This is a genomic window from Polynucleobacter sp. MG-28-Ekke-A2, assembly GCF_035012985.1.
Classification (GTDB): Bacteria; Pseudomonadota; Gammaproteobacteria; order Burkholderiales; family Burkholderiaceae; genus Polynucleobacter.
Genome location: NZ_JAYGQU010000002.1, coordinates 68,213 through 90,796, shown reverse-complemented (window position 1 = coordinate 90,796; position 22,584 = coordinate 68,213). Strand labels below are relative to the sequence as shown.

24 protein-coding genes are annotated in these 22,584 nt (G+C 46.1%); 17 read left to right on the top strand and 7 right to left on the bottom strand.

What is annotated here, in order from left to right:
* The first annotated feature begins 39 nt into the window (after positions 1–39).
* A complete protein-coding gene (locus tag VC188_RS02205) occupies positions 40–1,236 on the top strand; it encodes a M20 aminoacylase family protein (RefSeq protein ID WP_323482878.1) in 1,197 nt (398 codons plus the stop codon).
* 31 nt (positions 1,237–1,267) lie between these two features.
* Here the strand turns inward: VC188_RS02205 and VC188_RS02200 are convergent, their stop codons facing one another.
* The 3 genes from VC188_RS02200 to apaG form a co-directional block, all read right to left on the bottom strand.
* Positions 1,268–2,044, bottom strand: coding sequence for an enoyl-CoA hydratase (locus tag VC188_RS02200; protein ID WP_323482877.1), 777 nt, complete (start codon positions 2,042–2,044; stop codon positions 1,268–1,270).
* A gap of 26 nt (positions 2,045–2,070) precedes the next feature.
* Positions 2,071–3,201 (bottom strand): murein transglycosylase A, encoded by a 1,131-nt coding sequence (locus VC188_RS02195; protein ID WP_323482876.1) that lies wholly within the window; start codon positions 3,199–3,201, stop codon positions 2,071–2,073.
* Between the two features lie 130 nt (positions 3,202–3,331).
* The gene (gene apaG / locus VC188_RS02190) at positions 3,332–3,706 is read right to left on the bottom strand and encodes a Co2+/Mg2+ efflux protein ApaG (RefSeq protein ID WP_323482875.1); all 375 of its coding nucleotides are present in this window, start codon (positions 3,704–3,706) and stop codon (positions 3,332–3,334) included.
* Positions 3,707–3,755: 49 nt separating this feature from the next.
* Here apaG and rpe point away from each other — a divergent pair, with 49 nt between their 5' ends.
* The 5 genes from rpe to trpC are packed head-to-tail and all read left to right on the top strand — an operon-like array spanning position 3,756 to position 8,395.
* Entirely contained in the window at positions 3,756–4,481 is a 726-nt protein-coding gene (gene rpe, locus VC188_RS02185; RefSeq protein WP_323482874.1) for a ribulose-phosphate 3-epimerase, read from the top strand.
* Positions 4,481–5,986, top strand: a complete 1,506-nt coding sequence (trpE, locus tag VC188_RS02180) for an anthranilate synthase component I (RefSeq protein ID WP_323482873.1) — start codon at positions 4,481–4,483, stop codon at positions 5,984–5,986. The genes rpe and trpE overlap by 1 nt, the downstream gene beginning before the upstream one ends.
* Complete coding sequence (locus VC188_RS02175; protein WP_215321344.1) at positions 5,970–6,536, top strand: aminodeoxychorismate/anthranilate synthase component II; 567 nt, start codon at positions 5,970–5,972, stop codon at positions 6,534–6,536. Before trpE ends, VC188_RS02175 begins: the two co-directional genes overlap by 17 nt.
* 19 nt (positions 6,537–6,555) lie before the next feature.
* Complete coding sequence (trpD, locus tag VC188_RS02170; protein ID WP_323482872.1) at positions 6,556–7,581, top strand: anthranilate phosphoribosyltransferase; 1,026 nt, start codon at positions 6,556–6,558, stop codon at positions 7,579–7,581.
* A 10-nt stretch (positions 7,582–7,591) separates the two neighbouring features.
* Positions 7,592–8,395, top strand: a complete 804-nt coding sequence (trpC, locus tag VC188_RS02165) for an indole-3-glycerol phosphate synthase TrpC (RefSeq protein ID WP_323482871.1) — start codon at positions 7,592–7,594, stop codon at positions 8,393–8,395.
* Here the strand turns inward: trpC and VC188_RS02160 are convergent.
* The gene (locus tag VC188_RS02160) at positions 8,376–8,945 is read right to left on the bottom strand and encodes a hypothetical protein (RefSeq protein WP_323482870.1); all 570 of its coding nucleotides are present in this window, start codon (positions 8,943–8,945) and stop codon (positions 8,376–8,378) included. The two genes, trpC and VC188_RS02160, sit on opposite strands and share 20 nt — an antisense overlap.
* A 106-nt stretch (positions 8,946–9,051) precedes the next feature.
* Here VC188_RS02160 and VC188_RS02155 point away from each other — a divergent pair, with 106 nt between their 5' ends.
* Entirely contained in the window at positions 9,052–9,402 is a 351-nt protein-coding gene (locus tag VC188_RS02155; protein WP_216154347.1) for a hypothetical protein, read from the top strand.
* Positions 9,403–9,470: 68 nt separating this feature from the next.
* Here VC188_RS02155 and ychF read toward each other — a convergent pair whose 3' ends face one another.
* Entirely contained in the window at positions 9,471–10,565 is a 1,095-nt protein-coding gene (gene ychF / locus VC188_RS02150) for a redox-regulated ATPase YchF (protein ID WP_323482869.1), read from the bottom strand.
* Positions 10,566–10,605: 40 nt separating this feature from the next.
* Between ychF and VC188_RS02145 the strand changes: the two genes are divergently transcribed.
* From VC188_RS02145 to VC188_RS02130, 4 genes are read left to right on the top strand one after another with little or no spacing between them, the layout of a single operon-like run.
* A complete protein-coding gene (locus VC188_RS02145; RefSeq protein ID WP_323482868.1) occupies positions 10,606–11,871 on the top strand; it encodes an FAD-dependent monooxygenase in 1,266 nt (421 codons plus the stop codon).
* Complete coding sequence (locus VC188_RS02140; RefSeq protein WP_323482867.1) at positions 11,864–12,580, top strand: DsbC family protein; 717 nt, start codon at positions 11,864–11,866, stop codon at positions 12,578–12,580. The genes VC188_RS02145 and VC188_RS02140 overlap by 8 nt, the downstream gene beginning before the upstream one ends.
* Before the next feature lie 5 nt (positions 12,581–12,585).
* Positions 12,586–14,367 (top strand): M61 family metallopeptidase, encoded by a 1,782-nt coding sequence (locus VC188_RS02135; protein WP_323482866.1) that lies wholly within the window; start codon positions 12,586–12,588, stop codon positions 14,365–14,367.
* A 6-nt stretch (positions 14,368–14,373) separates the two neighbouring features.
* Positions 14,374–15,123: a uracil-DNA glycosylase gene (locus tag VC188_RS02130; RefSeq protein ID WP_323482865.1), complete on the top strand. Its 750-nt coding sequence runs from the start codon at positions 14,374–14,376 to the stop codon at positions 15,121–15,123.
* Here the strand turns inward: VC188_RS02130 and VC188_RS02125 are convergent.
* A complete protein-coding gene (locus VC188_RS02125) occupies positions 15,112–15,408 on the bottom strand; it encodes a hypothetical protein (RefSeq protein WP_323482864.1) in 297 nt (98 codons plus the stop codon). The genes VC188_RS02130 and VC188_RS02125 overlap by 12 nt on opposite strands.
* A 1-nt stretch (position 15,409) precedes the next feature.
* Here VC188_RS02125 and hemA point away from each other — a divergent pair, with 1 nt between their 5' ends.
* The 5 genes from hemA to rmuC all read left to right on the top strand — a co-directional run bounded on the left by hemA (position 15,410) and on the right by rmuC (position 20,382).
* Entirely contained in the window at positions 15,410–16,726 is a 1,317-nt protein-coding gene (hemA, locus tag VC188_RS02120) for a glutamyl-tRNA reductase (RefSeq protein ID WP_323482863.1), read from the top strand.
* The gene (gene prfA, locus VC188_RS02115; protein WP_323482862.1) at positions 16,727–17,806 is read left to right on the top strand and encodes a peptide chain release factor 1; all 1,080 of its coding nucleotides are present in this window, start codon (positions 16,727–16,729) and stop codon (positions 17,804–17,806) included.
* Positions 17,807–17,833: 27 nt separating this feature from the next.
* Complete coding sequence (gene prmC / locus VC188_RS02110) at positions 17,834–18,664, top strand: peptide chain release factor N(5)-glutamine methyltransferase (protein WP_323482861.1); 831 nt, start codon at positions 17,834–17,836, stop codon at positions 18,662–18,664.
* Positions 18,665–18,770: 106 nt separating this feature from the next.
* Positions 18,771–19,079: a Grx4 family monothiol glutaredoxin gene (gene grxD, locus VC188_RS02105; protein WP_072583421.1), complete on the top strand. Its 309-nt coding sequence runs from the start codon at positions 18,771–18,773 to the stop codon at positions 19,077–19,079.
* A 28-nt stretch (positions 19,080–19,107) separates the two neighbouring features.
* Complete coding sequence (gene rmuC, locus VC188_RS02100; RefSeq protein ID WP_323482860.1) at positions 19,108–20,382, top strand: DNA recombination protein RmuC; 1,275 nt, start codon at positions 19,108–19,110, stop codon at positions 20,380–20,382.
* 88 nt (positions 20,383–20,470) lie between these two features.
* Here the strand turns inward: rmuC and VC188_RS02095 are convergent, their stop codons facing one another.
* Positions 20,471–21,055 (bottom strand): phasin family protein, encoded by a 585-nt coding sequence (locus tag VC188_RS02095; protein ID WP_072583423.1) that lies wholly within the window; start codon positions 21,053–21,055, stop codon positions 20,471–20,473.
* A 196-nt stretch (positions 21,056–21,251) separates the two neighbouring features.
* Between VC188_RS02095 and VC188_RS02090 the strand changes: the two genes are divergently transcribed.
* Positions 21,252–22,574: an MFS transporter gene (locus tag VC188_RS02090; protein ID WP_323482859.1), complete on the top strand. Its 1,323-nt coding sequence runs from the start codon at positions 21,252–21,254 to the stop codon at positions 22,572–22,574.
* Positions 22,575–22,584 lie beyond the last annotated feature (10 nt).

Genomic DNA, 22,584 nt, shown 5'->3' with positions numbered 1-22,584 from the left:
CAAAAGGCATATCCAAAGACTTTCGGATAAGATGAAGGGATGCATTTATCCCCAGAAATTATTGACTCCGCGGAAGCTATTCAAGAAATTCGACGCAATATTCATGCGCATCCTGAATTGCGTTTCGAAGAAAATCGCACTGCTGATCTAGTTGCAGAAGCGCTTTCTAGCTGGGGAATTACAGTCTATCGCGGCATGGGGAAAACGGGTGTCGTAGGTCGTTTAGATGGTGACTTAGGTCCCGGAAAAATGATTGGTTTGCGCGCTGATATGGATGCGCTTCCATTGCAGGAGCACAACAACTTTGCTCATGCATCAACAAACCCCGGAAAAATGCATGCTTGTGGACATGATGGTCACACAGCAATGCTACTTGGAGCGGCGCAATATTTATCAAATCACCGCGACTTCAAAGGCACGGTGATTTTTATTTTCCAGCCAGCAGAAGAAGGTGGCGCTGGTGCGAATGAAATGATTAAGGATGGACTTTTCAAAGAATTTCCATGCGACGCAGTATTTGGCTTGCATAACTGGCCCGGCTTGGCAGAAGGTCACTTTGGAGTGACCTCCGGCCCAATGATGGCTTCAAGCAATACTTTTGAAATTACCATCACAGGCAAAGGCGGTCACGCCGCCCTACCCCACAATAGCGCAGATCCAGTCTTTGCTGGCGCCCAAGTAGTGCTTGCATTACAGAGCATCATTACACGTAATAAGCGTCCTGTAGATGCTGCTGTTTTATCGATTACGCAATTTCATGCGGGTGAAACGAGCAATGTCATTCCGGATAGCGCCTTCATTGGCGGTACGGTACGTACATTTACTTTGGACGTCTTAGATTTAATCGAGCAACGTTTACGAGAAATCGCTCATAGCGTTGCAGGGGCGTTTGATTGCCAAGCAGAAATTACGTTTTCTAGAAATTACCCGCCCCTCATTAATCATGCCAACGAAGTGGAATTTGCAACTGAAGTCATGAGTGAATTGGTTGGCAAGCAGAATATCAATGCTTCAATCGATCCCACAATGGGCGCGGAAGACTTCGCGTTCATGTTGCTAGAGAAGCCGGGCTGTTACGTATTCTTAGGCAATGGAGACGGCGATCATCGCTCGGTAGGTCATGGCATGGGCCCATGTCACTTACACAATCCCTCTTACGACTTCAATGACTCCTTGATTCCCGTCGGCGTGAGCTATTGGGTCAAACTAGCTCAACGCTTCCTAGAAAAAAACTGAGTTCTTTCAAACTTTCTCTTCGGCTATTGAATTAAGAGTTGGTAAATTTGGCTGGGCGTTTTTCCATGAATGCAGCCATACCTTCTTTCTGATCATTCGTTCCAAAGCAAGCATGAAAGAGGCGGCGCTCAAAATGAATACCTTCAGACAAAGTAGTTTCATAAGCAGTGTTGATACTTTCCTTCACCATCATTGCAGTTAACAAAGGCATATCTGCAATTCCTTTGGCAATTGCTTTAACTTCTTTCAGCAAATCTGCTTGTGGGAAGATCCTGGCAACCAAACCGGAGCGCTCAGCTTCAGCGGCATCCATCATGCGGCCCGTCAAAGCTAGATCCATCGCTTTTGCTTTGGATACCGCGCGAGGTAAGCGCTGTGTACCGCCAGCGCCTGGGATAATGCCCAGCTTTACTTCGGGCTGAGCAAACTTAGCATTATCCGCCGCCATGATCGTGTCGCACATCATGGCCAACTCACAGCCACCACCAAGGGCATAGCCAGAGACAGCAGCGATTACAGGCTTACGTACTTTTTTGATCTCTTCCCAGTTACGGGTAATAAAGTCACCGCGATAAACATCTTTTAAACCGTACTTGGCCATTGAAGCAATATCCGCTCCAGCAGCAAATGCCTTTTCACTGCCAGTAACGATCATGCAACCAATATTGTCATCCGCGTCAAATGCTATTAATGCAGCACCAAGCTCTTCCATGAGCTGATCGTTCAAGGCATTTAACACTTCAGGGCGATTCAAAGTAATGGTGGCAACCTTACCATCCACTTCAGTCAAAATAGTTTTGTAGCTCATGAATTTCTTTCGGTGAAAAGTATTAATTAACGTGGCAACAACAACCACATCCTGCCATTTTGTTTCATACGACCTGCCATCTCTCCAGCGGCATCTCCGGATCCCCAATAGTAGTCCGCTCTGACGCCACCCACAATTGCTTTGCCCGTATCCTGTGCCATCACCAGCTTTTGCAAAGGCTGACTACTTAATGGTTTGGTGGCTGCTAAAAAGACAGGCGCGCCCAGTGGCAAGGCTTGTAAATCTACTGCAATACTGCGCTCAGCTGTGAGCGGAACACCGAGGGCGCCATTAGGGCCTAAATCAGCAGAGACATTGCTAGGCAACTCTTTAAAGAAAACAAAACGGGGATTGGCGTTCAGCATTTCATTTACTTGGCCAGGATTTCTTTTAGCCCATTGTGAAATGCCTTGCATCGTCGCCTCACTACGTGTGATTTCTTTGCGATCAAGTAACCACTGAGCAAAGGATTTAAAAGGTTGATCATTGGTGCCCGCAAAACCCAAACGCAGGATGCGTCCATCCTCAAGACGAATTTTTCCAGAGCCTTGAATTTGCATGAATGCTGCCGCTACTGGATCCTGCACCCAAGCAATTTCAGAACCCTGCAAGACACCAGAACTCATTAGCTCAGCACGGCTTGGGCCTGGGTTGGGCTTAGATTTGCGCCAAGCATTAGGGTAGCCGTAGAGCGGCACGTTATAAGTGCTCGTACGAGTTTGTGAGCCATTCATTACCGGTTCGTAATAGCCCGTGATTAAGCCCGTGTCACTACCGGAGCTATTGTGAATTTCATAAGCTTGAAAATTATTTTCAAAATATTTACGAATAGACTGCGTATCACGGCTGGATACATTGCCAGCCTGGGCACACACTGAGCGCCAGTTCACATCAGTACTTTTCTTACGCAAAGCATCACAACTTTTTAACCAAGCAGGCCAAGCCTGAGACAAGTCGTCTTCCTGCCATCCAGGTAAGGCTTGCCAAGAGACAGCACTAAAGCTTGCAATCGAAGAACTATAGCTTGATGGCGAAGCACCGGAACCACTTGGGCGATACCCCGTCCCACGAGTGGGAGGAGTAGAACATCCAACAATCAAGCTAGCTATGAGAATAGCGAATACACTTAATGGAACCAATTTAAATTTAGAAATCATGATTGCCAATTTACTCGATGAATACCCAATGCTACTGTTTGTTTTTGAAGGTGCTGTTGCCTTAGGACTTTTATTATTTATTGTCCTTTGGACGGGTAATGGCAAGAAATAGCATTCTCACTACCCTACGTTAATGCAGGGTACGTGGCATCACCAGGACAAACTCTGGGATAGGGGCCTGAAAGAGCTGGGCATCCTCAGTGACACAGAAATACTCCCCGCGCATGGTTCCCGCAGGAGTGGGCAAAGTTGCCCAGCTGGTGTACTCAAAATGCTCTCCGGTGCGTAATAGCGGTTGCTGCCCAACAACGCCTAGGCCTCGGACCTCCTGGACATCGTTATCCCCGTCTGTAATGAACCAATGGCGGGCAATTACCTGAATACTGGCAGTCCCCGTATTGCGGATAGTTACCGTATAAGCAAAGGCAAATTGGCGGTTATCGGGGTCAGATTGCTCAGGAAGGTACTGGGCTTTGACCGTAATGCTCATTTCGTGGGGATTCATGGACGAATTCTGCTCCATCCTAAGGCCAACTGCAAGCTAGAATCTAGGGATGGAAAGCCAAAAATCACCCTCAAATAGTCAATTTGTTATCGCCCCATCGATTTTGTCGGCCGACTTCGCCTGCCTTGGCAAGGAAGTTCAAGACGTTTTAGTGGCGGGCGCCGACTGGATTCACTTTGATGTGATGGATAACCACTATGTGCCCAACCTCACCATTGGCCCCTTGGTTTGCGAGGCAATTCGTCCTTATGCAAATAAAGATGGCAAACCTGCGGTGATCGATGTGCATTTAATGATCGAGCCGGTAGATCGTATCGTCCCTGACTTTGCTAAAGCGGGTGCCAATTTAATTAGCTTTCATCCCGAAGCAAGCCCTCATGTCAATCGCACATTGAACTTGATTCGCGACCAAGGATGTCAAGCAGGTCTTGTTTTGAATCCAGCTACGCCACTAGATCATCTCGATCACACTTTGGAATTGCTCGATTTAGTTTTGCTGATGTCAGTCAACCCAGGCTTCGGTGGCCAGTCATTTATTCCGAGTACCCTCAATAAGATTGCTCAAGTACGCACACGCCTCGATCGCTATCAGGCTGAGACTGGTCGACATATTCGTCTTGAGGTAGATGGTGGAATTAAAGTCGACAACATTGCAGAAGTAGCACGAGCAGGCGCCGATACTTTTGTTGCAGGCTCAGCAATTTACGCACAAGAAAATTATGCAAAAGTAATTCAAGCAATGCGCACTGAATTAGGAAAGTCAGGAAAAGCGTAATGCAGCTTGCAGAATTTAACGCCCTAGCAAAGCAGGGTTTCAATCGTATTCCCCTGGTCAAAGAAGTTCTGGCAGATCTAGAGACTCCGCTATCACTCTACGTCAAGCTGACTCAAGCATTTGGCAAGACCAATACTTACTTATTGGAGTCTGTTTTAGGTGGCGAGCGTTTCGGTCGCTTCTCCTTTATTGGCCTGCCTGCCAGGACTATTGTCAGAACTGTTGGCACCCCTTCAACACCAGTCAACGAAGTAGTGACTGATAGAAAAGTAGTTGAGACAAATACTGATAATCCACTCGATTTTGTGGATGCTTATTTCAAGCGTTTTAAGGTAGCATTACAAGCTGACATGCCCCGCTTTTGTGGTGGTCTTGCCGGCTACTTTGGTTATGACACCGTTCGCTATATCGAGTCACGTTTAGCCAAACATCAACTTCCAGATGAATTAGGTGTGCCCGATATTCAACTGATGTTGACTGAAGAGTTGGCAGTGATTGATAACGTTGCCGGCAAAATTTATTTGATTGTCTATGCAGATCCGAGCATTGCTAATGGTTTTGAAAAAGCACAAGATCGCTTAAAAGAATTACTCGCTTGCCTCAATAAGCCAGCAAATATGCCGGCATCTTTACCAAGCGCTAAAACTGAACTCATTCGTAAATTCAAAGCAGCCGATTTTGAGAAAGCAGTACTCAAAACTAAAGAATATATTTTGGCCGGCGATTGCATGCAGGTAGTTATCGGTCAGCGCATTAGCAAGCCATTTACGGACTCACCATTAGCTCTTTATAGAGCTTTGCGTTCGCTCAACCCATCGCCATATATGTACTTCTATGACTTTGGCGATATGCAAATTGTTGGCTCATCTCCTGAGATTTTGGTACGCCAAGAAAAACGGGCTGCCGAGAAGATTGTGACTATCAGGCCACTAGCTGGCACCCGTCCTCGCGGAGCCAATCCAGAGGAAGATGAACGCCTAGCCAAAGAACTCTTGGCCGATCCCAAAGAAATTGCTGAGCATGTGATGTTGATTGATTTAGCACGCAATGACGTGGGTCGTATTGCCAAAACTGGCTCAGTCAAAGTCACCGACTCCATGTCTATTGAGAAATACTCCCACGTTCAGCACATTGTGAGTTCAGTAGAAGGCCATCTTTTGGACAATATGAGCAATATGGATGTATTGCGAGCGACCTTCCCAGCGGGTACCTTATCAGGTGCGCCAAAAATTCGGGCGATGGAAATCATCGATGAGATGGAAATTGTGAAGCGGGGTGTTTACGGTGGTGCAGTGGGTTACCTGTCTTTCTCAGGCGATATGGATGTGGCCATTGCCATTCGTACCGGCGTGATCCGTGACGGCATGCTGCACTCTCAAGCAGGGGCTGGCGTCGTTGCCGACTCTGACCCGACTGCTGAATGGAAAGAAACTGAAGCCAAGGCTCGCGCGGTTCTGACTGCGGCAGATTTAGTACAAGGAGGACTCGATGCTCCTAATGATTGATAACTACGATTCTTTTACTTACAACCTCGTTCAATACTTTGCAGAACTAGGTGAAGAGGTTAAAGTCTTTCGCAATGATGAAATTGCGGTGGAAGAGATTGCTAGACTGAATCCCGCGCGTATTTGTATCTCACCTGGGCCATGCAGCCCCTCTGAGGCAGGTATTTCAGTCGCAACCATCAAGCGTTACGCAGGTCAAATTCCGATCCTAGGGGTTTGCTTGGGGCACCAAGCTATCGGCGAAGCATTCGGCGGCAAAGTCATTCGCGCCCAAAAAGTCATGCATGGCAAGACCGACAGCATTCATCACACAGGTGTGGGTGTATTTAAGAATTTGCCAGATCCATTTAAGGTCACTCGCTATCACTCACTGGCTATTGAGAAAAGCTCTCTACCTGCAATGCTAGAAGTGACTGCCACTTCATCTGATGGTGAGATCATGGGTGTACGCCATAAAGAGCTCGCGGTTGAGGGTGTGCAATTTCACCCAGAGTCTATTCTCTCTGAGCACGGCCACGCCTTACTCAAGAATTTTTTACAAAACAAATAAACAGTCTGTCAACAGCGCCATGTCAATTACCCCGCAAGAAGCCCTCCAACGCTGCATTGAACATCGCGAACTCTTTCATGATGAAATGACAGCCATGATGCGGCTCATTATGAGCGGTGAAATGGCGCCAGAGTTAGTGGCAGGATTATTGGTTGCCTTACGCACTAAAAAAGAAACCGTTGGTGAGATCGCTGCTGCCGCACAAGTGATGCGAGAGTTTGCTACCTCAGTAAAGGTGGATGACCGCAAGCACTTGGTGGATGTGGTGGGCACAGGCGGTGATGGCGCTCACACCTTCAATATTTCAACTGCTGCCATGTTTGTTGCAGCAGGTGCTGGTGCGAAGATTGCTAAGCATGGCAATCGGAGTGTGAGCAGCAAATCAGGCAGCGCAGATGTATTGGAGGCGCTTGGCGTGAATCTAGCTTTATCTGCTGAGCAGGTAGCCACATGCATCTCATCAGTAGGCGCGGGATTCATGTTTGCCCCGAATCATCATCCAGCGATGAAGAACGTAGTACCTATCCGCAAGCAGCTTGGTGTCCGGACTATCTTCAACATCCTTGGCCCACTTACCAACCCTGCTGATGCCAAGCGGATTTTGATGGGCGTTTTTCATGCCGACCTAGTCGGTATTCAGGCACGCGTATTGCAAGCCTTGGGAATGGAGCATGCGCTCGTTGTGTACGGGCGAGATGGCCTGGATGAAATTTCCTTAGAGGGCCCAACCTTAGTTGGCGAACTTAAAGATGGCGTAGTGCGTGAATATGAAATTCATCCAAAAGATTTTGGATTAAATGCCGCGCCCACCAACAGCTTTAAAGTGGCTAATGCTGAAGAGTCCAAGCAGATTGTCTTGGATGTGCTCGATGGCAAACCCGGGCCTGCAAGCGATATCGTCTGCCTTAATGCCGGCGCCACACTATATGTAGCTGGAGTAGCAAAAGACATTGCTAGCGGTATTACCCTGGCTAGAGCAGCCATCACATCTGGAGCGGCACGTCAAAAGTTAGATGCTTTTGTTGCCGCAACCCACTCTCAATAATTGATTATTCATGAGCGATATCCTCGAAAAAATTGTAGCTACCAAAAAGATTGAGGTAGCTAGCTGCCTGCAGAAAATATCGCTTGCCAATCAACGTGATCAAGCTCAAGCCAATAATCGTGATGCCCTTCTAAAGCCAAGAGGCTTTATTCAGGCTATTGAGAACAAGATTTCCGCTGGCAAGGCAGGAGTCATTACTGAAATCAAAAAGGCAAGCCCAAGCAAAGGTATCTTGCGTGAGAACTTCATACCAGCAGACATTGCCCAGTCCTACGAAAAACATGGTGCAGCCTGTTTATCAGTACTGACTGATGTAGATTATTTCCAAGGATGCAATGCCTATCTGCAAGAAGCTCGTGCCGCCTGCAATATTCCTGTTTTGCGTAAAGACTTCACCATAGATCCGTATCAAGTCTATGAAGCTCGTGCGATTGGCGCCGATGCAATCTTACTGATCGTGGCTTGCCTAGAATTAAATCAAATGAAAGAGCTCGAGGCTTGCGCCCATGAATTAGGCCTAGATGTTTTGGTCGAAGTTCACAATGCACCAGAATTAGAGCAAGCGCTAGAACTCAGAACACCTTTACTTGGTATTAACAATCGAAACCTTAAAACCTTTGAGGTGACACTGCAAACCACCCTCTCTCTCATGTCCATGGTTCCGGAGAACAAAACCTTAGTAACAGAGTCTGGCATCTTGAGTCGCGCTGATGTAGAGCTCATGCGCAACAATCAAATCAACGCGTTCCTGGTTGGGGAGGCATTCATGCGGGCCACAGATCCAGGCACAGCCCTTAGTGAGCTGTTTTCCTAGCCTTTCGCAATAGATCTAAGCAGTATTTGATCAAAGAGATTAATAGTAGCGAGCCCAGCACATCACCAATAAACATCACTAAAAAGTGATTTACAGTGCCTGTATTTTCTAAAGCCATCACTGAAAACCACCACTGATGCAAGCCTGCAGAGAGCAAGGCATAAATCAAAATACAAGCAATGAGTTTAGGGAAATTGAGATTACTTAAGTCTGACTCAAGGCGAAGATTGTTAAAAACAAAAAATCTAGCCAAATAAGGGGCAAATCCTGAAATTAATGCAGTTCCAATACATAAGATTAGATCGTGCGGAAAATCACCGTAGTAGCTAATTAAAAATGAGGCTATAGCAATACCAAGAGCACCAGGCAAGCCAAAAATTAAAGTAAGAAACAAACGTAATCCGGCTGGCAGGTAGATCCAACTTACTCCTAAACCGAAAGTGATGTCACTTGTTAACCAGTTATTAAAATAAAAAAGAAGTGTGTACGCCATCGCACTAATAGCGCAGCCAAAAATCCATTCCGAATAACTTGCGAATAATTTAGACATTGTTATTAGTATGGATTAATTTTTATTGATGCGTATCAATTGCTAAAATCAGACCAAGGGAATACACTAGTATTAGCCCCACAGCTAATACAAATAAATATTAAATATGTCATCTACTAAACCGTCACCCTATATCAAGTTCCTCAACTTAATTGATGCTCTCGATCGCATCAATCCAGGGAAAAAACTTGATTGCATCGAAGAGAGTTTGCTCGACAAGATTGTTTCTTGCGCCCATGCCAAACAAGCAATTTTGGTTGGTGATTTGATCTCCATTTCAGACCTAGGCTCACAAGCTACATTGCATGGTCGCCTCAAAAATCTCAGCGCCTTGGGCTATATCAAAATGGCCGCTAATGCTGATGGTCGTAAAAAAGAAGTATTGCCCACCAAGATTGCCCTAAAGCGCTATGAAGAAATTTCTAAATGTTTAGAGAAAGCAGCCAAAGCTTCTTAATCACTTAGCCCCACTGCATAAGCAAAAAGCCCTGAAAAGGGCTTTTTTAATGGGCAAATAAGAATGCTTTAGACGTTAAACAAGAAGTTCAATACATCTCCATCTTTAACAACATACTCTTTACCTTCGGCGCGCATCTTACCGGCTTCCTTGGCACCAGTCTCTCCTTTGAACTGCACAAAATCTTCGTAGGAGATTGTCTGAGCACGAATAAAGCCACGCTCAAAGTCTGTATGAATCACGCCGGCCGCTTGAGGTGCTGTATCACCAACATGGATAGTCCAAGCACGAACCTCTTTAACTCCTGCCGTGAAATAGGTTTGCAAACCAAGCAATGAATAACCCGCACGAATCACACGATCTAGGCCTGGCTCTTCCATTCCTAAGTCGGCCAAAAATTCAATCTTATCTGCTTCTTCTAAGTCGGCGATCTCTGCTTCAATCGCAGCGCATACAGCAACAACTGGAGCATTTTCTTTTGCCGCATGTTGCTTCACAGCCTCAAGGTGTGGATTATTTGAGAAGCCATCTTCCTTGACGTTTGCAACATACATCGCAGGCTTAGCAGTGATCAAACACAACGGCTTAATCAATAATTTTTCATCGTCATTGAGATTCAAACTGCGTACTGGCAGAGCAGAATCTAGATGAGTCTGAACTTTAGTCAGAACAGCAACCAAAGCAGCAGCCTCTTTATCATTGCCAGACTTAGCAGCCTTGCTTGAGCGATTCAGGGTTTTCTCAACCGTTGCCAGGTCTGATAAGGCCAATTCAGTGTCAATCACACCAATGTCAGCAATGGGATCGATTTTCCCGGCAACGTGAATGACGTTGGGATCCTCGAAACACCGGACGACATGGGTAATAGCATCCGTTTCACGAATATTCGCTAAAAACTGGTTGCCAAGACCTTCGCCTTTTGAGGCGCCAGCTACCAAACCAGCAATATCGACAAATTCGACTGCTGCAGGCAGGATGCGCTCAGGCTTCACGATCTCAGCCAAGGCGGCTAGACGGGGGTCAGGAACCTCAACAACGCCCACATTAGGCTCAATCGTGCAGAAAGGATAGTTTTCCGCTGCGATTCCAGCCTTGGTAAGCGCATTAAAGAGGGTAGATTTGCCGACGTTAGGCAGGCCGACGATGCCACATTTCAAAGACATAGCGTTATTGTAAAGGGGCTGGTTTCGATATCATCGAGTTATGTCAGAAGTTCATCCAAATAACGCATCTAAATCCCACAACCAAATCCGCACAGTAGATGTTGTTGTGGTTGGCGGAGGCATTACTGGTAAGGCTTGCGCCCTTGGTCTAGCCCAGCTAGGCTTACAAACCATTGAAATTGCCCCCGATTTAGCGCAAAACGTCCCAAGCCCGCAAGGCGCTCAATGGGGCCAAAGAATCTACGCTTTTTCGCCTAGCACCCAAAAATTACTGGCTCATTTGCACATTTGGGATGCAATTGATCACAGCCGCCTACAAGCAGTCCGAGATATGCGCATCTACGGTGATCGAGGCGAAAAGAATGACCATCTCCATCTTTCTGCATTTGAAGCGGGCACTCCACAACTTGCGTGGATTGGAGAAGCCAATTTAATTGAGCACACCATCGATCAAGCTTCGCGTTTTCAGAATAAGTTAGAGCGCATCAATGATGTTGTGGAAAGAATTCAGGTAGATGCTGATGGAAGTATTCTGCATTTAAAAAACGGTGGGCGCATTCGTGCACAACTCGTGATTGCAGCTGATGGCGCCAACTCACCAATACGCAATCAATTGGGTATTAGCGCGAGTGAAGAAAGTTATTCACAAAGTGCAGTAGTTGCCAATTGGCTGTGTGACTATCCCCATTTAGAAACTGCCTTTCAGTGGTTTTTGCCAGGCGGCGATATTGTGGCGATGCTGCCCTTGCCAGGAAAACAAGTGTCGATGGTTTGGTCTACTTCCCCAGAACATGCAGCTGATTTATTAAAACTAGATCAAGCGCAATGGCTGGATCAATTCTCCTCCATTGCTAGTGGCGCAATTACCAAACAATTAGGTGCACTGAGTTTGAGCTCAGTACCAGCAGCCTTCCCATTAAGAAAGATTCGAGCCAAACGATTTATCGGACCAGACTTCTCTCCGAAGGTTGTGCTCATTGGCGATGCCGCCCATGTCATGCATCCACTAGCTGGGCAAGGCCTTAATCTGGGGCTTCGAGATGTTGCGGTACTACTGAATATTTTGGGCAAGCGTGAATCCTTCCGCACACCTAGTGACCTTGTATTACTAAGGCGCTACGAACGACAACGTCAAGGCGACACCAGCGCACTCTTATGGGTGACCGATAAACTCAAGAAATTATTTTCTGCAAGCAGCAGTACTGAACGCCAGCTCCGTAACTGGGGTTTAGGTCTCGTGAACAAAAGCCACTTTATAAAACAGCGCTTGATTGAACGCGCTCTAGGAGAAATTGATTTTGAATAAATTGTTATCTGCGATTGCATTCATTGGCGCTGCCCTGCTCTGCACTACCCCACTTCACGCACAACAAGAACAGCAATTAAAGACTGAGATCCAAAAGAAGTTAGGCACCAATGCCAAAGTGAAAAGTGTTTCACCAGCCCCAGTTTCTGGACTTTATGAAGTATTGGTTGGCAATGATATTTTTTATACTGATACTTCTGGGAAGTATCTGATTCAAGGGGAAATCATTGAGCTCGCATCCGGTAAAAATATTACCGAGCAAAGACAGGCGGACTTAAATCGTATTAAATGGAGTGAATTGACACCTGCCAATGCGATTAAAAATGTTCGTGGCAATGGTAGTCGCCAGCTGGCAGTCTTCTCCGATCCAAACTGTGGCTATTGCAAGCGTCTAGAGAAATCCCTGCAGCAGCTTGATAACGTCACGATCTATACCTACTTAATACCCATACTGTCGGCAGACTCCACCCAGAAAGCAAAGCAAATTTGGTGTTCTTCTGATCCCTATAAGACGTATATTGACTGGATGGTGAATGGCATTGCACCCAGCGGCAAGGGGGAGTGCAGCACACCACTAGATAAAAATATGGCTTTCGCAAAGACCTATGGAATCACGGGCACGCCGACTTTATTCTTCACTGACGGCAGTCGCTTCCCTGGTGCAGTACAAATTACTGACATCGAAAAGAAATTTAGCTCCCTGAAATAAATATCATGAACCAAGCCGACTTACCCGAAATTCAATATACGGTCTGGCCGGCAGACCTGCATGGCCATCGCTATCGCGTTAAGCTGCATATTGCCAACCCTGATTCTGATGGTCAGGTACTTCATATGCCGGCCTGGATTCCAGGTAGTTATTTAATTCGTGATTTCAGTAAACATGTCGAATCAATTGAAGCGTTTTCAGTAGAGGGTGCCAAGAGAAAAATAGCGCTCGAACGGATTGATAATGACCATTGGCGCTTACCGCCATGTAATGGCCCGATAGAGGTGCTCAGCACTGTTTATGCTTTTGATACTTCAGTACGTGCAGCGTATCTCGATACCGAACGCGCCTTCTTTAACGCCACCAGCCTATGTCTAGCCGTCAAAGGGCAAGCGCATTTACCTTGCTCACTCGCCATCACCGCGCCGGAACTTGCCTTTGCTGACCACTGGACGGTTCAAACTACCTTGAGGGCAGCGAAGACAGATGAGCGTGGGTTTGGTTTTTATCTGGCACAAAATTATGATGATCTATTGGATCGCCCCGTGGCTATGGGCGAGTTCCAACTTGTGCACTGGAAATCGAATGGTGTAGCTCATCGCATGGCAGTACAGGGCTGCAATCATATTGTTGATGCCAAACGTCTTGCACAAGATTTACAAGCAATCTGTGCCAGCACCATTGACCTCTTTGAGCCAAAATCTAAACGCGCCCCTTTTAATGAATACCTTTTCTTAGTTAACGCGGCATTAAATGGCTATGGCGGCCTTGAGCATCGCAATAGCACTGCACTACTCTGTAGGCGCGATCAAATCCCCCAAGAAAATATTCTCTTTGAAGAATCTGCATATAGAGAATTCTTAGGCCTCTGTAGTCACGAGTATTTTCATGCATGGCTGGTTAAGCGTATTCAGCCAAAAGCCTTTCAACCGTATGATCTGGCTAAACGTAATCACACTCGCTTACTATGGGTGTTTGAGGGCTTCACCAGTTACTACGATGATCTTCAACTACTGCGTAGCAAGCGAATTGACCTCAAGACTTATCTAAAACTCGTTGCGGATAACTGGAACGGAATCTTACGCGGCCCTGGACGCCATAAGCAAAGCCTTGCTGACAGCTCTTTTGATGCCTGGACCAAGTATTACCAAGCGGATGAGAATACGCCAAATACGGTTGTCAGCTACTACGGCAAAGGTGCCTTAGTAGCACTTGGTCTTGACTTACAGATTCGCGCATTCACTAAAAATAAACAGTCTCTAGATGACTTCATGCGCCTACTTTGGAATAAGCATGGCGTCACCTTTGACGGCATTACGGAAGACGGGCTAGATGATTTAATTTTTGAATTGCTAGGTAATGGCTTTAGCAAGACCTGGAATGAGATGAAGGCCCGCTATATTTTTGGCGTAGAAGATATTCCACTCCAAAGATGGATTAGCTCAAATCTCATTTCTGTAAAAACAAAATCTCAATCTACACTGGAAAAGCTTAAGCTACAGTTTGGGATGCGTCATACAGACGCCAATGGTTGGCTTAAGGTTACCCATGTGCTTGATGGCGGGATTGCTCAAGCAGCAGGCCTATCAGCCGGTGATTTACTAGCCAGTATTGATGGGCAACGTGTCACTTGTGCCCGCTGGGATAGAGTCTTAGGCAGCCTTTCTGAAAACTCCCATGCCCGCATTACTTTCTATCGCGATGATCTAGAGCATGAGCGCATGGTTCCAATGCAATCTACCCAGATACCTATGCAATATGAACTGACACCTAAAAAAGATGTCTGATCGAAATTGAAAGCGCTATTTTCCAAAGACGATATCCCAAATGATTGGCAAGAATTACTGGGGAATTATTTCGAGTCAGTAGATTGGCGCGCACTAGAAAAAAATTTGCAGACTGCTCTTGTTGCTGAAGTTGTTCGACCCGAGCCTCAAAACTTTTTTAAAGCCCTCAAACTTTGCCCCGTTGATTCAGTAAAGGTAGTGATCTTGGGCCAAGATCCCTATCACTCACCAGGGCTAGCGCAAGGGCTAGCCTTTTCGATACCTTCTGAGATTGCAATCAATTCACGAGAATTTCCTAGTTCACTACGCAACATCAGCAAAGCATTGGCATTAGAAGGTTTTGGGCCTTTACCAAATGGTGATCTACACAATTGGGCCGAGCAAGGAGTGCTACTTCTCAATACAGCTTTGAGTGTCAAATTGGGCGAGGCTGGCAGTCATACGGGGCTGGGATGGAAAAGCTTCATTGATCATTTGATCGGCGCTTTATCAAAAGCTAGGCCGCATTTAGTTTGGATGCTATGGGGTGGTCATGCCCAATCTAAGCTGCCACTCATTGAAGTGGGTCAGAATCCTTTGATCTTGCAATCCTCCCATCCATCTGGTCTTGGCGTATACAAGACGGACAAGCCTTTTTTGGAGCCTGGGGGTAAGACCAGTTGCAGTCACTTCACTCAAGCCAATCAATGGCTGATTGAGCAAAAGAGCGCACCTATTCAGTGGGTGGAGAACAGTCAGGCCGACTTATTTAGCTAAAGCAGTAAAAACACATCCGACTGCACAGGCAGCAAAAATAGCGCTGGCCCACTCTAAGATTTGCCCGGATTGGAAAAGCTCCCAGTATTGCCCTGCATACGAACTAGCTGCCGCCGCAATAAATCCTAGCAAGAAGGCCATCAGAATCCTGCCGGGCTTGACCCCATCAGAAGCTCCGGGGTAAAAAATCCAGGCTGACACCCCAGAAACACCCCCAATCACCAGAAAAGCCAAAAACCCCATTGATACCCCCATTAATGCTGCCATCAAATCTATAATTGCCATTATGAAGTTGTTGACACTCGGCATCAATCATCACACAGCGCCGGTCGCCATTCGGGAAAAGGTCGCCTTTGACCCTGAATTTCTTCAAGAAGCGTTGCACGATCTTCGCCAACATTTAGTTGGCGCGAATCAGGCCGGGCTGCCCGAAGCTACGATTTTATCAACCTGCAACCGTACCGAGGTCTACTGCGCAGCGAATGATGCCAGCGCCGCAGGTCTTTTGCATGAAGCTACTTTCGATTGGCTGGCCAAAACTCAACAGCTTGCACCAAGCAGTCTTGAGCCTCACATTTACTCATTACCGCAATCAGATGCAGTGCGACACGCCTTCAGAGTTGCGTGTGGTTTAGATTCCATGGTGATTGGTGAGACACAAATCTTAGGTCAAATGAAAGATGCGGTTCGCACCGCAAATGATGCTGGCGTATTGGGAACCTATCTCAATCAACTTTTCCAGAAAACGTTTGCAGTCGCCAAAGAAGTGCGCGGCTCTACCGAAATCGGTGCGCACTCTATTTCAATGGCTGCAGCCTCTGTTCGTCTCTCAGAACGTATCTTTGAAAAAATTGCAGATCAAAAGATTTTGTTCATTGGTGCCGGTGAGATGATTACTTTATGCGCAACGCATTTTGTTGCGCGCAAACCGAAGAATGTGGCGATTGCTAACCGCACGATAGAGCGCGGTCAAGAGCTCGCAGATTCCATTTCCTCGCAAGACGTTGAAGCTGAATCCTTCAAGCTCTCGGAGCTCCCAGGGCGCCTACATGAGTTCGATATTATTGTTTCTAGTACCGCCTCATCCTTACCCATTATTGGTCTAGGCATGGTGGAGAGTGCTCTAAAACAGCGTCGCCATAAGCCGATGGTGATGATTGATTTAGCAGTGCCGCGGGATTTTGAACCTGAAATCTCCAGGCTGGATGATATCTACCTTTACACCGTTGATGATTTAGGAACAATGATTCAGACTGGCGCCAATTTACGTCAAGCGGCAGTTAGCCAAGCTGAAGCGATCATCGAAGACCGTGTTGGTAACTTTATGCATTGGATGCAAGGCCGTAATGCGGTTCCGCTGATTCAGGATATTCAGCAGCAAGGTGAACGTATGCGTCAGCTTGAACTCGAACGTGCAATGAAACGCTTGATGCGTGGTGATGATCCGCAGGAAGTGCTCAATGCCATGGCACAAGGCCTAACCAATAAATTTCTGCATGGCTCACTCCATGCACTGCAACACTCGAATGGCGCTGAGCGTGACGCCTTGATTAAGTTGTTACCCAAACTATTCGCCTCGCATTCCAAGCCAGAAGACCATTAGATGAAGCCCAGCATGCGGGCTAAGCTAGACCACCTAGACACGCGCTTAGCCGAACTTAACTCCTTATTAACCTCCGAAGAAGCAACCAAAGACATGGATGCTTATCGGAAGCTCACGCGCGAACATTCCGATATCGCTACCGTAGTAGAGCAGTTTGGCCTCTATAAGCAAGCCGAGGCGGATGCCCAAGCGGCAGAGGAAATGCGCAAAGATCCCGAAATGAAGGACTTTGCTGATGATGAGCAGAGGCAGGCTTTAGCTACGATGGAAGAGCTTGCAGGCAAATTACAAAAGCTCTTACTACCTAAAGATGAAAATGATGATCGTAACGTTTTCTTAGAGATTCGTGCGGGCACTGGTGGTGACGAGAGCGCGCTCTTTGCTGGTGATCTACTACGTATGTATAGCCGCTTCGCTGAACGCCAAGGCTGGAAAGTAGAGATGGTCAGCGCTGCTGAATCTGATTTAGGTGGTTACAAAGAAGTTGTTCTTCGCCTCGTCGGTCAGTCTGTTTACTCGCGACTCAAGTTTGAATCTGGTGGTCATCGTGTGCAGCGTGTACCGCAAACAGAAACACAGGGTCGCATTCATACATCAGCCTGTACTGTGGCAGTCATGCCAGAAGCAGATGAACTTGAGGCGGTCAAAATTAATCCCGCTGAGTTGCGTATCGATACCTTCCGCGCTTCAGGCGCCGGTGGTCAGCATATTAATAAAACAGATTCTGCCGTGCGTATTACTCACTTACCTACCGGCACTGTAGTTGAATGCCAAGACGATCGTAGCCAACACCGCAACCGCGAACAAGCCATGAAGGTATTGGTTTCCCGCATCATGGATGCTAGAGAGCGTGAGAAACATCAACTTGAGGCACAAACCAGGAAGTCGCTAGTTGGGTCAGGCGATCGCAGTGACCGCATTCGCACCTATAACTTCCCACAAGGTCGCATCACCGACCACCGCATCAATCTCACGCTTTATAAAATTGACGCCATGATGGATGGCGACATCGATGATCTTTGTAATGCTCTTGCATCCGAACACCAAGCAGAGTTACTTGCTGCCCTTGGTGATAATTAAGCGATCACGCAAACCGTGAATCAGGATTTGAGCCTACGTTCTTTATTGAGCGATTCAGCACTCTCCCCTGCTGAGGCAAAAATTCTAATGGCCTATGTCATTGAAAAGCATTACCAACTTCCACGCTCTGCCCTGCTGTCTCGCGATGATCTAGAGCTCAATGCAAAGGCGCTTGAAGAGTGGAAAATACTTGAATCTAAGAGAATTCAGGGCGAGCCGATTGCCTACTTAATCGGCAAACGAGGCTTTCACAATATTGAGCTTTATGTTGCTCCTGGAGTGTTGATACCGCGTCCCGAAACTGAGCTCTTGGTGGAGATTGGTTTGCGTGAAATCAAACGCTTAAATACTTCGACCAAAATTCTGGATTTAGGGACGGGCTCGGGTGCCATAGCTTTAGCCATTGCGCATGAAGCTCCAGACGCGCAACTTACTGCAACCGATCAAGCCATAGAAGCCCTAGATATTGCCAAAATAAATGCCAAGCTCTTAAATATGGAGTCTCGAGTACAGTTTTTTCAGGGAAGCTGGTATGAGGCGATAGAAGCTAGCGCTTCTTATGATGTCATTTTGAGTAATCCACCCTACATCACATCCCAAGATGCACACCTAAGCCAGGGTGACTTGCGCTTTGAGCCAATTTCCGCCCTAACTGATCATGGCAACGGACTCACCTGCTTAGAAAACATTATTTCAGGCGCTAAACACCATCTAAGTCCCAATGGCCTGCTTGCGGTTGAGCATGGCTTTGACCAATCAGAAGCGGTTGTAGCCCTCATGAAGCAAGCGGGCTTTCAGGATATTCAAACCCATTTGGATTTAGGCGGCCATCACCGTGTCGTCTCAGGCAGAAAATAGGTTGAAATAACCTTTTTTTACATTAAGTCTTAAAATCAATAAAACCTTATTTTTAAACTGTCCTTGCAATAAGACTGTCTCAGTAAAAACTTAGTAGAAAGAATATATGGACTCACAAGCTCAAATTAAAGAAATCGTCACTAGCCACCCAGTTGTACTATTTATGAAGGGAACTGCGCAGTTTCCACAATGTGGCTTTTCTGGAAACGCCATCAATATCTTGCGCGCTAGCGGTGTTGAAAATCTCCATACCGTGAACGTGTTGGAAGATGCTGGTATTCGTCAAGGCATTAAAGAGTTCGCAAATTGGCCAACAATTCCCCAGCTCTATATCAATGGTGAATTTATTGGTGGCTCTGACATCATGACTGAAATGTTCCAGTCTGGTGAACTTCAAAAACTCGTCAAAGCTTAATCAAGTTTTTCGCTGAGACTTTGAAGCTGTGACCTTTGATTTAAGCTCTCTTCTACTATTTGGCCTGCCATTTGGAGTTTGTGCAGGCCTTTTAGTTTATGCGTTAAACCTGCGCTCTACCCTTGCTCGCGTTGAGCTACAAGCCCAAACAGATCTTGCTCTAGCGCTCAGCTTGCGTACCGAACGTGACCAAGCATTACAAAACGCGATTCGCCTAGAGGCAGAGTTGGATTCTGAACGCAAACAAGGTCTAGGCAGAATTGAATCACTTAATGAAGCTAAAGAGGCTTTGACAAATCAGTTCAAAAATTTAGCCAACGAAATTCTAGAAGACAAGTCAAAGCGTTTTACCGAACAAAATGCTGCTAGTCTAGATGCTCTATTAAAACCTCTGCAAACTAAGCTTACGGAATTTAAAGAGCAAGTTAGCGCCTCTTATGGCAATGAAGCTCGTGAGCGTCATGCTCTCAAAAGTGAAATCGAGCGCTTGGCTAATCTCAATCTGCGCATGTCAGATGAAACGCGCTCCTTAACTCAGGCATTAAAAGGAGACTCTAAGGTTCAGGGTAACTGGGGTGAGCTGGTATTGGAATCCATCCTTGAGTCCTCCGGCTTACGCAAGGGTGAAGAGTATCTTGTGCAAGACAGCCACACGCAAGTTGATGGCTCACGCCTACAGCCTGACGTCGTGATTAAACTACCTGAAGGTAGAAGTCTGGTTGTAGATAGCAAAGTGTCCATAACGGCCTATGCCCGCCATGCTGAAACTACTGACCCTGTAGTTGCTGAGCAAGAGTTGGCTGCGCATATCCAATCACTGCGTCAGCATATTCAAGGCCTATCCGGAAAGAACTATAGCTCGCTTTATGGAGTGGGTTCAGTAGACTTTGTTTTAATGTTTGTACCGATAGAGCCTGCATTCTTACTGGCATTAAAGACCGCACCCAACTTATATCAAGAAGCTCTGGCAAAAAATATTGTGTTGGTATGTCCAAGCACTCTTATGGCCACTCTGCGAACAGTTGCCCATCTATGGCGACAGGATCATCAAAATCGCAATGCATTAGAAATCGCAAAACAGTGTGGCAACCTTTACGATAAGTTTGTTGGCTTTGTAGATGATCTTGAGAAGCTTGGCCAACGTCTCGATCAAGCGCAAACGAGCTACCACGATGCATTCAATAAATTAAAAACCGGCAAAGGCAATCTCATCCGCTCAGCCGAAAAGGTTCGTGAACTAGGCGTGAAGCCCAGTAAGAATCTATCTCCGCCCCTGATTGAGTCTTCGTCTGATTTCGAATAATTTAGACAAATAAAAACCCCGCTTAGTTTGCACCAAGCGGGGTTTTTTAATACCGACTACTTAATCAATAATCTGAGTCAGTAAGCAATTAAGCTGATTTACGGCTACGTGATGCAGGTGTAGCAACTTTCTTAACTTGAGCGATTTGACCTTGTACAGTTTCCATTGCTTGATCAGCAGTTTTTTCTGCAGTAGCAAAAGCTTCTTTGCTAGCAGCGCGGAACTGTTCAAAACCTTGCAATGCGCTACCGTATACAGTCTTGAATGAAGACAAGAAAGTTTCTGAACCAGCAGGTGCATTAGCAGCAACAGTGTTGATCCAATCTTGGAAGCCATCTTGCAACTGGTCGATGCTGGCATCAACTACGTTTACAAATTCTTTATTGCTATCGCGCATTACTTTGCTAACTTTCTTTTGGTAAGCAACAGCTTGGTTACCAGCAGACTGCAAAGTTTCAGTATTTAACATCTCAGCAACTTGCTTAGGATCTTTCGCTGTCAAAACTTGTTGAATACCGTCTTGAGCATTAACCAAAACATCTTTGGAAGCAGCGTAGTTCAGTTCAGCTAATTTTTGAGCATTTTCCAAAGCAGCTTCGCTCAAAGAAAATGTAGCCTCAAGGCCTTTGCTATTAATTTGGGACAATTTAGAGGTGATTTGATCTTGGTTCATGTATTTCTCCAGAAATTAAGTGGTACAACTAGTCAATTAAGCGCACGATTTAAGAGATGAAAAACTGTAGATACCTTAAATATTGCACTGCACCATCAAACTGTAACTGAAGGAATATGACAAATCAAGAAGTTTTTGCTGCTATGCAACAAATATATTCCAAGACAACAATAAACTTAATATAATCAATAACTTAATGTCATATCCGAATTCCCATTCCTATCGAAAAGTTGCTATTGCAGCCTGTTTTGGAACCTTTTTAGAGTGGTATGACTTCCTGACATTTGCAACCTTGGCAGTGGTTTTTGCACCGCTCTTCTTTCCCTCAACAGACCCCAATACAGCCCTTTTAGCGAGCCTGGCGACTTTTGGCGTTGGAATGGTAGTAAGACCCATTGGAGCTGCCCTATTTGGCTCTATGGGCGATCGGATCGGCCGTAAACCGGTTTTCATGATCACCATTGCATTGATGGGGATAGCAACTGTGAGCGTTGGCTTTTTACCTACTTATGCCCAAGTAGGTATTTGGGCACCCATTCTGTTGGTTGCTCTGCGCCTACTTCAAGGACTCTCTGCTGGCGGTGAAATCGGCGGCAGTGCTGTCTACCTCACCGAACATGCTGGTGATGAGTACAGGGGATTTAAGACTAGCTTCCTCCAACTCATGGGTCCTCTTGGCATCTTGTTTTCCACCTTGCAAATTGCATTCCTCAGAAGCCAGTTATCACCAGAAGAATTTCAATCTTGGGGCTGGCGTGTGCCATTTTGGATTTCGATTGCGCTTTTGCTAATCGCCTTTAAAGCAAGGATGGCTCTAGAAGAAACACCTGTGTTTTTAGAGTTAATCGAAAAAGGTCATAAAACAGAATCGCAATTACTCAATAACTTTAAGGATCCAGAAATACGGAAAAGGATGTTGTTACTTTTTCTATGCGTTTCCTCAAGCGGTGCAATCTTATTTTTCTGCGTACAGGTCTACACCTCTATCTTTCTAAAAACAACAGTGCAGATTCCAGCAATACTGGTTGATCAACTCAGCATATATGCCACCATTGCTCTCTTACCGCTTACTATTTTTGCAGGCTGGCTCTCCGATAGATTGGGCAGAAAACCGGTAGTACTGACCGGCTTGATATTAGGTGCACTATTCATTCTTCCGGCCTTTCATTTATTGGAAGCCCTCGGCGTAGGGGTAAATGAAGGTAGCTTAGCTTCAGCAACAGCCATCGCATTTACGCTAATTGGTCTATCAGGAATACTCGCCCTAGTAGTAGGCCCACAAACGGCACTACTAGCAGAGCTATTCCCCGCTAAATCCAGAAATAGCGCAGCCACTCTTCCGCATAACTTAGCGGCAGGATGGATTGGTGGTCTTTTACCTTTTATTGTTACTTGGTTAAACCAGCAATGGGGAAATAGTATTGCTGGACTTTGGTATCCAACTATATTTTTAGCAATTAGCGCTGTAATAGCAGTTAAGTATTTGCCAGAAACCAGGCGCGCAAGTTTAAAAAATTGAGGAACTTAGT